At 73.5% G+C, this 13986-nt stretch carries 13 protein-coding genes; 12 read left to right on the plus strand and 1 reads right to left on the minus strand.

Annotated features, from left to right (window positions below; translation table 11 throughout):
• Positions 1-93: 93 nt before the first annotated feature.
• Positions 94-1173 carry a tubulin/FtsZ family protein gene (locus tag AXA68_RS02245; RefSeq protein ID WP_066412248.1) on the minus strand — a complete coding sequence of 360 codons (1080 nt, stop codon included), beginning with the start codon at positions 1171-1173 and terminating at the stop codon, positions 94-96.
• Between the two features lie 74 nt (positions 1174-1247).
• Here AXA68_RS02245 and AXA68_RS17005 point away from each other — a divergent pair, with 74 nt between their 5' ends.
• The 12 genes from AXA68_RS17005 (at position 1248) to AXA68_RS17430 (ending at position 13976) form a co-directional block, all read left to right on the plus strand.
• Positions 1248-1769 (plus strand): DUF7310 family coiled-coil domain-containing protein, encoded by a 522-nt coding sequence (locus AXA68_RS17005; protein ID WP_198530010.1) that lies wholly within the window; start codon positions 1248-1250, stop codon positions 1767-1769.
• Positions 1770-1820: 51 nt separating this feature from the next.
• Entirely contained in the window at positions 1821-2309 is a 489-nt protein-coding gene (locus AXA68_RS02255) for a DUF7311 family protein (RefSeq protein WP_066412255.1), read from the plus strand.
• A gap of 60 nt (positions 2310-2369) precedes the next feature.
• Positions 2370-4238, plus strand: coding sequence for an ATPase, T2SS/T4P/T4SS family (locus tag AXA68_RS02260; RefSeq protein WP_066412257.1), 1869 nt, complete (start codon positions 2370-2372; stop codon positions 4236-4238).
• Between the two features lie 215 nt (positions 4239-4453).
• Positions 4454-6262, plus strand: coding sequence for a type II secretion system F family protein (locus AXA68_RS02265; protein ID WP_080505277.1), 1809 nt, complete (start codon positions 4454-4456; stop codon positions 6260-6262).
• Positions 6263-6401: 139 nt separating this feature from the next.
• A complete protein-coding gene (locus tag AXA68_RS02270; RefSeq protein WP_066412259.1) occupies positions 6402-6884 on the plus strand; it encodes a DUF7283 family protein in 483 nt (160 codons plus the stop codon).
• The gene (locus tag AXA68_RS02275) at positions 6865-7290 is read left to right on the plus strand and encodes a DUF7285 family protein (RefSeq protein ID WP_066412261.1); all 426 of its coding nucleotides are present in this window, start codon (positions 6865-6867) and stop codon (positions 7288-7290) included. Before AXA68_RS02270 ends, AXA68_RS02275 begins: the two co-directional genes overlap by 20 nt.
• A complete protein-coding gene (locus AXA68_RS02280; protein WP_066412262.1) occupies positions 7287-7835 on the plus strand; it encodes a DUF7284 family protein in 549 nt (182 codons plus the stop codon). Before AXA68_RS02275 ends, AXA68_RS02280 begins: the two co-directional genes overlap by 4 nt.
• Positions 7836-11048, plus strand: coding sequence for a DUF7286 family protein (locus AXA68_RS02285; protein ID WP_066412265.1), 3213 nt, complete (start codon positions 7836-7838; stop codon positions 11046-11048).
• A gap of 66 nt (positions 11049-11114) precedes the next feature.
• The gene (locus AXA68_RS02290; RefSeq protein WP_066412267.1) at positions 11115-11603 is read left to right on the plus strand and encodes a DUF5791 family protein; all 489 of its coding nucleotides are present in this window, start codon (positions 11115-11117) and stop codon (positions 11601-11603) included.
• Positions 11600-12502: an NAD-dependent epimerase/dehydratase family protein gene (locus tag AXA68_RS02295; RefSeq protein ID WP_066412269.1), complete on the plus strand. Its 903-nt coding sequence runs from the start codon at positions 11600-11602 to the stop codon at positions 12500-12502. Before AXA68_RS02290 ends, AXA68_RS02295 begins: the two co-directional genes overlap by 4 nt.
• 116 nt (positions 12503-12618) lie before the next feature.
• Positions 12619-13794 (plus strand): DHH family phosphoesterase, encoded by a 1176-nt coding sequence (locus AXA68_RS02300; protein WP_066412271.1) that lies wholly within the window; start codon positions 12619-12621, stop codon positions 13792-13794.
• 53 nt (positions 13795-13847) lie between these two features.
• Positions 13848-13976, plus strand: coding sequence for a hypothetical protein (locus AXA68_RS17430; protein WP_269799179.1), 129 nt, complete (start codon positions 13848-13850; stop codon positions 13974-13976).
• Positions 13977-13986: the final 10 nt, after the last annotated feature.

Below are 13986 nucleotides of genomic sequence, written 5' to 3' on the forward strand. Positions count from 1 at the left end.
GGTGTCCTCCGGGCGGAACCAAAAAGGTGCGGAAGCGTCGCGGCGCGCGGCGATCCGTGTCGGGGCGCTCCGCGTGGAGCGCCCCCGATCGCCTCACATCAGGTCGTCGATCTCGTCGTTGTGGAACGCGGACGCGGGGTCCGGCTTCGCCTCCGGCTCGTCGCGGACGGCCTGTCTGGCGCGCTCGAGGAACTCCTCGACGCGCCTCGAGCGCTCGACGCCCGCGAGCAGCACCACGGCCGCGATCCGGTCGGAGTTCATCGGGAAGTCGCCGCCGCGGACCTGCATCGACCCCGTCTCCTCTTGAAGCCACTTGCGGGCCTTCTCCGCGCCCTTCCGGGAGATCCGGTCCGGGTCGCCGGCGACCGCGACGAGGCCGGCGTCGGCGTCGGTGGCGTTCGGCAGCGAGAGCCCGGTCATCACCGCGCTGCGGACCGTGCTCGTCACGGTGTTGACGTTCTCGCCCGCGTCCTCGGCGGCGGGTGAGGAGGCGTACCCGACCGCGGCCATCCCGCCGGCCCGGAGGGTGTTTATCACCTCGCTGGTGTCGACGACTGACTCGCCGACTCCCTGCGTGGCCTCGCCGGCCGCGAGCAGCAGCCCGACGCGTTTCGCCATCGACTCGTTGATCGCGGCGTAGCCGCCCTCGACGCTCTCGCCCGCCGAGCGCCAGGCGTCGTTGTCGAGGAGGATCGTCGCGTCAGCCTCCCTAACGAGCGTCTTCAGCGACCGGCCGGCGTTCACCTGATACAGCGCGCCCTCGTCGCGGCCGGGGAGCACGCCGAGCGCGTAGATCGGCACGTCGTACACCCGCGAGAGTTCGCGGACGAGCACCGGCGCGCCGCCGGAGCCGGTGCCGCCGCCGAGGCCGGCGACGACGACGACCGCCTCGATCTCCGCGGTCATCCGGGGGGCGAGCGCGTCCAGCACCTCGACCGCGTCCTCGTCCATCACCTCCGCGCCGAGTTCGTTGTCGCCGCCGACGCCGTGGCCGTTCACGCGGGACTGCCCGACGAGCACCGTGTCGAGCGGGAGGGGTTCGAGGTCGGCCGCGGCGGTGTTGACGGCGAGGGCGTCGCGGACCGCACCGAACCCCATCTCCGCGTCGAACTCGGAGAGGGCGGTCGCGAGCTTGCCGCCCGCCTGTCCGACGCCGACGAGGAGGGCCTTCATGGATTCACGATACGCGTCTGACACCAATACTCTTTCCCCGACCGCTTAAGTGCGAAACCGCGGCCAGCCGGGGCATGGCAAACGAGACGAACGCGAGCGGATCGGCGACCGACCGTGCCCGCCTCGAGGAGCGGCTCGACGCGGTCGAGCGCACGCTCACCGGGACGGACCGGTCGGTCGCGGGAGTCGTCGACGGCGCGGCTGCCGACGCCGAACGCGAGGCGATCGCGGAACGACTCGACGCGATCGAGACGCGGATCGAGGAGCTCGAGGCGGCGACGCAGGCCGTCCGCGGGTACGCGGGCGCGATCCGCGCGGTCAACCGGGAGGTCGAGCGGCGCGCCGACCTGGCGCTCGCGCGGGCCACGGCCGCCCGAGGAGGGGCCTCTCCCGTCGCCGACGCTTCGACGGACGGCGGGAGCGTCGGAGACGGAGGCGAACGCTCCGGGGGCGGAAGCCCCGAGAGCGGAGAGATCCCCGACGACGACGCGCTCGACGCCGCGGTCCCCGGCGACACCGGGACGACGCGGGACGGAGCGAGCGGAGGCACCGACGAGAAATCGAATCCCCTCGAACGGCTTCGTGAGGCCCTGTAGACGGCGTCACCGTAGATCCGGGCACGCGACCGGCGACGAGGGGGGAAGGCCGTGATCCGCGTCGTCCTGACGGCCCTCCTCGCTGTCGCGCTCCTGGCCGTCTCGACGCCAGCGCTCGAGGACGCCCGAACGGACACGACCGTCGAGCGACTCGAAACGGAGACGGACCGCCTCGAGCGCGCCGCGGGCGGGATAACCGCCGACTCGGTCGCCGTCGCGGACCCGAGCCTCGCGGCGCGAACGTCCCTCGTCGTGTCCGCGCCGACCGGCCTCCTCGCAGCCCCGATCGATCGCCTCGCGCTTGCGGAGCCAGCGCGAACGGACGCGGCGACGGAGACCCGCGTCGCCGAGGGAGTCGTCCTCGTGTATCGGCTCCGACACGGGTCGATCCGGCGAGTTTCGGTCGCGCCGCCGACGGACGCGATCGGGATCGACCTCCGTGAGGGACCGATCGAACTCGATCCGGACGGCGAGACGGCCCTCGAACTGCGGCTGGTCGACGACGGCGGGCCGACGGTCCGGATCGCCCGGGTCGGCTGAGCGGGAGAACCGAACCGCCCCGGCCGACTCCTTATATGCGATGTCGCGGCCACGGCCGGCATGAACCTGGCTCTCTCCTCGCTCCCGCGGTTCGGAACCGACGACGAGTGCGGCTGTGACGCGTCCTTCGAGCGGCCGGTCGGAACGGGGGTGGACGACCGCGTCGTGCTCGCGGTCGACGCGAACGGCTGTCCGGGGCACGGCGACCTCGCCGAGAGTCCGGCGTGTCTCGCCGTCGTGATCGAGGCGCTCGCCGACCGCGACGCCGACGTCGTTCGGACCGAACACGCGGGCCGCGAACGCGCGTACGCCGGACGGGCGGCCGCGTCCCTGCTCGCCGCGGGACGCTTTCGCGAGCGCGTCGAGTTCCACGATACGCGGCTCGCGGAGCGCGTGACCCGGGACCCGGTCGGAGCCGCCCGAGAGGCGACCGGACGCGCGGGGCCGGTCGGACGGATCGCCGCCGAGACGGGGCTCAAGGAGGCGGTCGCCGGGATCGACCGAACGGCGGAGGCGGTCCGGGCGCACGTCGGACCGAGCGTGGCGGCGACGCGGGTCGCGGCCGACCCGCCGCCGGGAGCGACGCTCGTCGACCGGTGGGAGCTCGAGACGGGCGCGACGGTCAGGCTCTACGAGGGGACGGGCGCACTCCGGACGTACCACCTCACGCCGCCGACGGCGGCGTTCGACGCGGACGCGTTCGAGACGCTCGACGCCGCGAAGGAGCGGCTGCTCGCGGATCCGAGAGGGGGAGACAGAGCCCCGGGTCGAGCGGTGAGAGCGGTCGCGAACCCCGGCGATCCCGTCGACGCGCTCTCCGCCACGCTCCGTCGACACACCCACGGGTACGGCGCGTTCGAACACGTCTTCGCCGACGACCGCGTCAGCGACGCGACCCTCTCCGCGCCGGTCGCCGAGAACCCCCTTCGCGTCGTCCTCGACGGGGAGCGCTGTCACACGAACGTCAGGCTCCCGCCGGAGGGGGCCGCGACGCTCGCGTCCCGGCTCCGTCGAACGAGCGGTCGGGCGTTCTCCCGAGCGGCACCGACGCTCGACGCGACCGTCGACGCCGAGTCGGGGACGGTCCGGGTGGCGGCGACGACCGCGCCCGCGAGCGACGGGCTCTCGTTCACCTTCCGCCGCGGCGACCCGGAGGCCTGGACGCTCGCCCGTCTCGTCGCCGTCGGGACGCTCTCGCCCGCGGCGGCCGGGCTCCTCTCGGTCGCCGTCGAGCGGGGCGTCACGGGACTCGTCGCCGGCGGCCGCGGGGCCGGAAAGACCACCGCGCTCGGCTCCCTGCTGTGGGAGCTTCCGCCCGACGCGCGGTCGATCCTGATCGAGGACACGCCGGAACTCCCCGCCGACGCGCTCGCGGACGCCGACCGGGACGTTCAGCGGCTCCGCGTCGGCGACGGGGCCGAGCCGACGCCGACCGAGGCGGTGCGGACCGCGCTCCGACTCGGGGGCGGGGCCCTCGTCGTCGGCGAGGTGCGCGGCGGGGAGGCGGCGGCGCTGTACGAGGCGATGCGCGTCGGGGCCACCGGCGAGACCGTCCTCGGAACGATCCACGGCGAGGACCCGGCGGCGGTCCGCGAGCGGGTCGTCACGGACCTCGGCGTGACGCTCTCGTCGTTCGCGTCCACGGACCTGCTCGTCGTGTTGGACGACCACCGCGTGGAAACGATCGTCGAGGTTACCGACCACGGCGACGAGGTGAGCTTCGACGCGCTGTTCGACCGGACGGCCGACGGACTCGCGCCCGCCGGCCGGATCGAGAGGGGCGAGAGCCGCCTCGTCGACGACCTCGCCGAGACCGGGGAGTCGTACGCGGCCGTCCGGGAGGCGATCGGTCGACGCGAGGAGCGGATCCGCACGGCGGCGGTGACCGGCCGGACGACGTCCGACCGCTACGCGGGGTGGCGACGGTGACGGAACCGCGTTCGACTCGACGCGTCGAGGGACTCACGTCCGACGAAAAGAGCGGCTCGAGACGGATCCGGAACGCGGCCAGTCGGAGGGACGAGGATCCGGGCGATCGGAGGGGCGAGGATCCGACCGATGCGGATGTCGATGGGCCGACCGATCCGAACGTCGATGATCCCGCCGACCGAGACGGCGGCGACGCGGTCGACGAACGATCGACGGTGGCGTCCGCGCTCGCGACGGTCGTCGCGCTCGTGAGCGACCGCGGCGGTGCCGACGGCGGCGGATCGACCGAACCGGGATCGGACGAACTCCGACGCGCGGTCGCGTTCCTCGAGTGGGAGTCGTCGGCCGGGCGGGCGATCGAGACCGGATATCGCGTCGGGATCGGCGTGGGACTCTGCTTCGCCGTCGCCGGCGTGCTCCTCGTCGGGACCGTCCCCGGGCTGCTGGCGGGCGTTGCGGGCGGGCTCGCGGCGACGCACGCGGTACACCGAGGACCGGTGTGGCTCGCGGCGCTCCGGCGAACTCGCGCGCTCGGAGCGACTCCCGGACTCGTCGGACGGCTCGTCCTCCGGATGCGTCTCGATCCGTCGACGGAGCGCGCGGTGCGGTTCGCCGCGCGGACCGGTCGCGGACCGCTCGCCGAGAACCTGTCGCGGCACGAACGACGGTGCGTCAACGGCCCGACAAGCGGGCTCCGCGAGTTCGCCCGCGAGTGGAGCGCGTGGTTTCCGGCGATCGAACGGGCGTCGACGCTCGTTCGGACGGCGGCGGCCGCGCCGCCGGAGCGCCGCGGCCGGTGTCTCGACCGGGCGCTCGAGACGACGCTCTCGGGGACGACGGAGCGGCTGGCCGAGTTCGTCGGGAACGTCCAGGGACCGGTGTCGGCGCTGTACGCCTTCGGCGTGCTCCTGCCGCTGGCGCTCGTGGCGCTGCTCCCGGCCGCGGCCGCCTCGGGCGTGCCGATCCCGCCGGCGGCCGTCGCCGGGATATACCTGTTTGCTCTGCCCGTCTGCCTCCTCGTCGCGGCCGCGTGGCTCCTCTCGAAGCGTCCCGTCGCGTTCCCGCCGCCGACGATCGGGAGCGACCACCCAGATGTCCCGGAGCGGCGGGTCCACGCGGTCGCCCTCGGCGCCGGATCCGGCGTCGCCGCCGGGATCGTCTCCGGCTCGCTCGTCGCGTCGTGGGCAGCGCCGATCGGCGCGGTCGGCGTTGGGGTCGGGACGACGCTCGTCGTCCTCGTCCGGCCGCGACGGGCGGTGCTCTCGACGGTCACGGCGATCGAGAGCGGGCTTCCCGACGCGATGACGATCGTCGGTGGCGACGTCGCCGAGGGCGTCTCGGTCGAGCGGGCAGTGGCGAACGCCGGCGACAAGCTCGACGGCGCGACCGGCGAGGTCTTCGAACTCGCCGCACGACGCAGCGACACCCTTCGCGTCGACGTCCGCGAGGCGTTTCTGGGTGACGGCGGACCGGCGGCGACGGTTCCCTCGCCGAGGGTTCAGGGGACCGTCGCCCTGCTGGCGGTCGCGGCGCGGGAGGGGCGACCGGCCGGGGACGTGTTGTTGGAGCTCGCGGACCAGCTCGAGCGGCTTCGAGAGCTGGAGCGCGACGCGCGGAGACAGCTCGCGACGGTGACGGGCACGCTGGCGAACACCGCGGCGGTGTTCGCTCCGCTGGTCGGCGGCGCGACCGTCGCGCTCGCGACCGGAGTCGAGTCGGTCGGGACGGGAGGGCTCGAGACGACCGCCGCGATGGCGAGCGACCCGCTCGCGGCCGACGCCGCCGGGCCGGTTCCGCCGACCGAAAGCGAGAGCGAGGAGGTCGCGAGTGCGCTGTCGGTGCCGGTCCTCGGCCGGATCGTCGGCGTCTACGTGGTCCTCCTCGCCGGGATCCTCACGGCGCTCGGAACGGGGCTCGAGCGGGGCTTCGACGGGACGCTCGTCGCGTACCGGATCGGGATCGCGCTGCCGACGGCGACGACGACGTACCTCCTCGCGTTCGCCGCGGCAGGGATGCTGTTATAGTCCGTTCACGACGTGGAAACGCGCTCGCGACGCGGAGACGCGGAAACGCGTTCACGACGCGGAGACGCGGAAACGCGTTCGCGACGCGGGTGTCTCCCTCGGACGACGGTTTATATACCAAGCCGGGGCCATCCGGCCCATGTTCGAGACACACCTCGACGCCACTTACGCGTGGCTCGGCCTCGCGCTGGTGAGCGTCGCGACCGTCGGCGTGGTGGCCGCGCTCCCCGCGGCCCCGCCGCCGGACGCGGACGGAGTCGCACACACGCTCGGCTCGGTCGCCGACGGCGAGTACGTCGCGACCGCCGAACACGGACTGGCGGCCGACCGGATGCGGCTCACGCCGCACGCGATCGAACTCGAGAGCGACGGCGGCTCCGCCCGTTCGACCGTCCGCGGACCACCGATAACGCCCGTCTCTCCCGGCGGGTCCGCCGTCGACCCGCAACTTCGTCGGGTGTTGGACGGCGTTCCGCCGCGAGCCGCGTTCGAGGACCCCGAGGCGTTCGCCGACGCGGCGGCCCGGGCGCGAGCGGAGGATCACCGGTGGCGGACCGCCCCGCGGCGGCTGACCGTTCGGCAGGTGCGGTACGGAGGAACCCGTGTCACGCTCGTCGGGTGAGCGTCTCGGCGAGGCCGACCGCGCCGCAGTCGAACCGCTCACCGCGCTGGTCGCCGTACTCGCGGTCGGCGCGGCCCTCGGGCTGTACGCGACCGCCCTCGAGGACGCGACGCCGGAGCCGGCAGATCCGACCGCCGACGCGGTCCTCGACCGGATCGAACGCGACGCGACGGTCGGCGGGATCGTCCGTCCGGAACGGCTGTATCACCTCGAGTCCGAAACGCCGACGGTCGTCGAACTGGAGACTGAGCGGCGGCGGTGGCGGGTCGGCGTCGGATCGGCTTCCCCGTCCGCCGGCGGACGGATCGATCCCCGATCGCCCGCGGTCGCGCAGCGATCGGTGACCGTGGCCGTCGCTCCCGGCGAGAACGTTCGCGGCAGACTTCGTGTGGCGATCGGACGATGACGAGCACCGTCCTCGACGTGACGGTCATGCTGCTCTGCGTCTCCGCGAGCGTCGTCGCGCTCGGAGCGGTCGAAAGCGACTCCGAGACGGAACGGGACGCCGCCGCGGACGTCGCCGATCGGCTCGCGACGGAGACCGCGACGGTGAGCTACGAGGTGAACGACGGGGATCACGACTCGCGAACGGTTCACGCGACCCTCGCGGAGCTGCTCGCGACGGCCGTTGGGAGACCGCCAGGAACCGACGGCGAGATCCGGGATCGGTTCCGGTCCCGCGTCATCGAACGGGTGACGGACGCGCTCGGCGGACGAACTCGCGTCGACGTGCGGTACGAGTCGGACGGTTCGCCGCCGGCCGAACTCCCCGCTCGGGACGGTGAGTTCCACCCGCGACCCGGCGGCGAGACGGCCGCGTGGACGCTCACGGTCGGGAGCGAACCGCCCGCGAGCACCGACGTAACCGCGGCCGTCCTCACGCATCCCGGCTCGAAGCGGACCGACGGGAGCGGTCAGGGACGGGTTCGGATCGTCGTGAGGGCGTGGTAGATGGCGGGTTCCCGACGCGCTCGGTCGCTGTCGCTCGCCGACGACGAGCGGGCCCGCGTTCCGTTCGCGCTCGTCGGCGTGTTGCTCCTCGTGACCAGTTCGGCGTACGCCGCCGGCGTCGTCGATCAGGGGCTCGTGAGCGAGGACCGTAGCGTCGAGCGCGCCGTCGAGCGCGTCGACGCGGACGCGACGGCGGCACTGAGACACGCCGCTCGCGAGGCCGCTCACGACGCCGCCGCGCGGCCGGTCACCCGGGCGACGACGATCGGTGGCGGTGCGGACCCCGCGTGGCGGGCCGCCGGCGGGACGCCGACGGACGCGGTACGTTCCGGCTCCGCCTTCGAGGACGCGTTCCGGATCCGCCTGGCGCTCGCCGGCGCGGAGGCGCTGGACGCGGTGACCGCCGATGTCGGCGACGTCTCGGCCACGGTCGGGCTCGAGCGGGTCGACGGTCCGCTCGCGCCGGACGATCTGGAGACGCTCCGCGAGACGGTCCGCGTGAGCGCCGCCGCGGACGGAACGGCAACCCGCGTGGTCTTCGAGGACGTGACGGTGACCGCGACGCGAGGCGGGCGCACCGTCGCCGAACGGACGGAGAACCGAACCGTCGTCGTCGCCGTGCCGACGCTGGCCGCCCACGAACGGACCGAACGGTTCGAGAGACGGCTGAACCGCGGTCCCGTCGAAGGCCCGGGCCTCGGCCGACAGCTGACCGCCAGCCTCTATCCGATGGCGTGGGCGCGCGGGTACGGCCAGTACGCGCGTGCGCCGATCCGGAACGTGATCGCGAACCGGCACGTCGAGCTGTCGACGAACGCCGGCATCGTCAGGACCCAGCGGGACGTGTTCGGCACGAGCGATCCGGACGCCCGCGGCGGCGTCGCCGAGGCGACGGCGAGGACCGGGTTGACGGACCTCCTCACGCCGACGGATCTGGACGAGTCGGCGTGGAGCGATCGCGTCCTCGACACGCCGACGCCGGACGCGAAGGCCGGATCGGACGGGTTCGGACCGGCGCGGAACCACTCCGACGAGACGACGTCGGTCTCGGTCGGCCACGCGGCCGACGTGGCCGCCGTGTCGCTTCACGACGACCTCGAGGCCGAGATCCGGGGGAGCTACCGCGTGGAGGCGTCGCTCGACGTCTCGGCGGACCGGATCGTCTACGGCGGGCGGCCGCGACCGCCGCGGCCGAGCGGCGGTCCGGGCAGGTGGCGGCGCGTCGGCGTGAGCGTCGACGAGACGACTCGTGTCGTCTCCGACGACGAGGTCCCGACGGGCGTCCCGTCCGGCGTCGTCGAGTCGGGCGAGAGCGTCGAGTTCGGCTCGACGAGTCGCGAGGTCCGGATCGAACGGGTCGCGACCGGGCGATGGAAGCGAGTCGTGAGACGGAAGGTCGTCGTCGAACCGGCGGTGGTGGACGAGAACGGAACCGTCCTGGAGCCGGCGAGGTACGGGATGCGTGACGTGGTGGTCGACCGGGAGACGACGCGGGCGACCGCGACCGACCGGTACCGCGTCTCGGTCGACGTAACCGGGAGGTATGAGCCGCGGGACCGCGCCCCCGACCGGCCAACCGCGACGTTCGGTTCGGGGCGCGGAGTCGCGGGGATCGACCTCGCCGGAACGCCCGACGCCGCCCGATCGGATCTCGGCGTCGACGACGCTCGCGACGTCGACGAACTGGCTCGCGACGCGGTCGACCACGGCGACGTCGAGCGGTCGACCGTCGTGTTCGGGGAGCGGTCGGATCGGGCGGTCGATCGGATCAGGTCCGACCTCGACGACCGCCGGGAGGAGGTCCGGGGGATCGAATCCGAACTGTCCATGGAGGAGATGGCGGTCGGCGAGGCGGACCCGTACGCTGGGCTCGCCGACGAGCTTCGCGACCGCCGCCGCGACCTCGTGGACGCGCCGGAAACCTACGAGGGGGCGGTCGATCGGGCCCGAATCGCCGTACGGGTCGCCTATCTCGAGGCGGTCGTCGACGAGCTGGAATCGGCGAGCGGGGACGAGGAGGTAGCCACCGACGCGTTCCTCGAACGGGTGGAGGACGCGTTCGGCGGGCCCTCGATCGGGGAGATCATCGCCAGCCGCGAGGTCGCCCGCGACACGGAGGCGTATCGAGTCGGCGAGGACGGCCCCGGCGGCGCCGTCGAGTTGACCCCGAACGCCTCCCCCGGATACCTCCCGCGGACCGCCGTCGACGGGGCGACCGTCGAGGCGGTCGACGGGACGACGACCCGGCCGCTCGCCGTTCGGAACCTCAACTACGTGACGGTTCCGTACGGCGACGTGGCCGGCGGCGTCGTCGAGCGCGTCCTCGGAGACGGCGACAGCGTGCGGATCGGCGATGCCGGACGCGTCCTCCTCGCGGCCGACCGGTCGCTCGTCGGTCGCGACGATCCCGATCTCCGTGCCGACCGTGACGAACTGGCCGAGCGAGTCGGATCCGCGAGGGCGACCGTCGACCGCGAACTGGTCGACGCGCTCGGGGAGCGGACCGCGCTGACGCGCGCCGAGCGGCGGTCGGTCGTCGAGTCGGTGGCCGCCGGGTACGGTTCCGAGGGGTCGCGGGCGGTCGCCATCGCCGACGGTGAGTACGCGGACCGCGTCGCCGCCGAGGCCGCGAGGGTCGGGTCGCTCTCGGACGGGAGGGAGGGAGCGCTCGCCGCGCGGCTCCGCGTCGCGCTCCTGGACGCGGCCGGCCGGGACGCCGTTCGAGTCCCGGCGAGATTCGTCGACGGCCCCACGAGAGCGGTTCGCGAACGGGTTCGGGGCAACCTCGAGGGCGCGGTCGAGGACGAACTGCGGCGCGGCGGCGAGGCGGCCGTCGAGCGCTGGGCGTCGGACTCGGATCGGGCCGTCGCGCGCTGGGTGAGGGAGCCGAATCGGAGCGTCGGTGCGGGGCTTCCGGTCGCTCCCGTCCCGGGGTACTGGGTGGCGACGGTCAACGCGTGGCGCGTGGAGGCGCGCGGCGAGTATCCGCGGTTCACCCTGTCCGGCGACGTTGGGACGCCGGACCGGCCCTTCGAGTACGTCCGCGAGGAGTCGACGGTGACCGTCGACGTCGGCGGCGAGCGGGTCCAACTGGGCCGAACGGAGCCGGTTCGGTTCGAGACCGAGACGATCGTCGTCGTCGCGGTTCCCGCGGGGCCGCCGGGCGTCGGCGACGTGAACGGGGTTCGGGACGAGACCTCCCCCGGCTGGTGAGCGGGGATCGAGACGGGGCGTGCCCCCGATCGGAGGCGTTTTGGGACGCGACCGCCGATCGCGGGTATGTTCCACGAGGTCGTCGACGGGCGGGGCGGATCCGCTCCGATCGACGGCGGGGCCGAAGGACGCGAAGGGGAGGACGGCGAGGAGGTCGAGGCGGCCGCGCTGCTGGCGGCCTTCGAGACGATGTTGGCCGACGCGATCGACGAGGTCGAGGCGGCCGATCGCGACGGCGTCGGCGACGGCGCACCCCTCGATCCGGCGACGGTCAAGGCGGTCGGCGACGGCGACGCCGCGAGCCTGACCGCCGAGGAGGCCGCCGCAGTCCTCGCGGTCGCCGCCGACCGCGACGCCGACGCGATGGTCGCCGAGCTCCGGGATCACCTCCTGATGGGGATGGCGACGGCGGTGCTCGACGTCGACACGATCGCGGCCTCGATCGACGCCGACCTCACCGGCCAGGAGGTCCAGCAGGTCCTCGAGGGGCGCGCGGCGATGACGCTCGACCAGCTCGCGGAGGTCATGGCGGTCGTCGAGACGCGAAAGCCATGAGGGTCGTCGTCGTCGGCTGCGGCTACGTCGGCTTGGAGCTCGCGCGGGGGCTCGCCGACCGTGGCCACGACGTGACCGGCGTTCGACGATCGGACGCGGGGATCGAGGCGATCGAGGCGATCGCCGGGGGCGTCGAGGCGGTTCGCGCGGACGCGACCGACCCGGAGTCGCTCGCCGCGCTTCCCGACGCGGACGCGGTCGTGTTCGCGGCCAGCTCGGGCGGCCGGGGCGCGGAGGCGGCCCGCGAGGTCTACGTCGACGGGCTCCGGAACGTCGTCGAGGAGTACGGCGACCGAACCCGAGCGCCCGACCGACTGGTGTACACGTCGTCGACCGGCGTGTACGGCGACCACGGCGGCGCGTGGGTCGACGAGTCGACGCCGATCGAGCCGACCACCGAGAAGACGCGAGTGCTCGCCGAGGCCGAACGCGTCGCGCTCGAGGACGCGGGCGCGGCCGGGATCGAGGGCACGGTCGCGCGGTTCGCGGGACTGTACGGACCCGATCGCTACCGACTCGATCGGTACCTCGAGGGGCCGGTGACCGCCGGCTACCTCAACATGGTCCACCGCGACGACGCCGCGGGCGCGATACGGTTCCTCCTCGAGGGCGACGCCGCCCGCGGCGAGCCCGTGGTCGTCGTCGACGACGAGCCGGTCGAGAAGCACGCGTTCGCCGACTGGCTCGCCGACGAGTGCGGGGTCCCCCGGCCCGAGAAGCGCTCGAAGGAGGCGCGGATCGCCGCGGGCGACCTCTCCGCGGCGGCGGAACGTCGGATCCGAACGAGCAAGCGCTGTTCGAACGACCGGCTTCGAGAGCTCGGTTACGAGTTCGTGTACCCGACGTTTCGGGAGGGCTACCGCGACGCGGTCGACGAGTTCCGACGCGCGCGGGAGTGAGGCGATGGGCGGTCGCGCGGCGGCCTCCGTGACCGTCGACGGCCGGGATCCGGTCGGATCCGCGAGGTCGGAACCGCCACGAACCTTCTTGTGGGACCGGTGACTCGGGGGGACGTATGTGGGCCCCAGCAACGGTCAGCGGGTGGCTCTCGGAGGCGGAGGCGTTCATCCGAGAGAACCCCGAACTGGCCGCCACCGCGGTCCTCGGGGCGGTCGTCGTACTTCTCAGCGCGTACGTGTTCGTTCGGGCGCGCCGGCCGGCCGGCGAGGAGTTCCGGCGGCTGCTGGCGGAGCAGTCGGAGATCGCGGTGCTGATGCACCCCAACCCGGATCCGGACGCGATGGCGGCCGCGATCGGCGTCTCGTCGCTGGCGGACCAGCTCGACGTCGAGGCGACGATCCAGTATCCGGGACAGATCCGTCACCAGGAGAACCGCGCGTTCCGGACGGTGTTGGACCTCGAACTCGACCGGATCGACCACGTCAGCGACCTCGCGGCGGAGACGGTCGTCCTCGTCGACCACAACGAGGCGCGCGGGTTCGCCGGGGCCGACGGGGTGTTGCCGACCGCCGTCGTCGACCACCATCCGGGTGACGGCCGGGGCGACGAGTTCACCGACGTCCGGACCGACTACGGGGCGACCGCCTCCGTCGTCGCCGAGTACTTCGACGACGTCGGCGCGGTGCCGGTGCCGCCGGACAAACACGCGAGCGAGACCGACGCGGACCTCGTGTTGTCGACGCGGGCGGCGACGGGACTCCTCTACGGGATCCTGACGGACACCAAACACCTCACCGTGGGCGCGAGCGAGCCGGACTTCGCGTCCGCGGCGTACGTCTACCCCGGCGTCGACCAGGACCGGCTGGACCGGATCGCCAACCCGGCCGTCGACGCGGAGGTCCTGGAGGTGAAGGCCCGCGCGATCGCGGGACGACAGGTCGAGGGGTCGTTCGCGGTCGCCGACGTCGGCGGCGTGAACAACGTCGACGCGATCCCGCAGGCGGCCGACGAGCTGATCCAGCTCGAGGGCGTCAGCGCGGTCGTCGTCATCGGCGAGCGGGACGGGACGGTCCACCTCTCGGGGCGCTCGCGCGACGACCGGGTCCACATGGGCAACGCCATCGACTCGGTGCTCTCGGAGGTCACGAACGGGAACGGCGGCGGCCACTCGCGAATGGGCGGCGGCACGATCACGCCGGAGGTGGATCCCACGGGGGAGTCCGAGCCGGAGACGGTCGACCGCGACGGACTGACGGACGCCCTGTTCAGGGCGATGGCCGGCGACGTGTGACCGGTCGACCGCGACGACGGAACGGTTAAGCCACCGCGGTCGCACCGGGGCGTATGGAGATCGAGCGGGTCGACGGCAGATGGCTGACGCTCGCGGGAGTCGGCGCGGGCTACGCGGTCGCGACGGGGCTGATATTTCTCGCGGTCTTCCTCGTTCCCTACCTCGTCGTGAGCGCGCTCTAGGCCCGGGCCG

The organism is Halorubrum aethiopicum, assembly GCF_001542905.1.
Taxonomy (GTDB): Archaea; Halobacteriota; Halobacteria; order Halobacteriales; family Haloferacaceae; genus Halorubrum; species Halorubrum aethiopicum.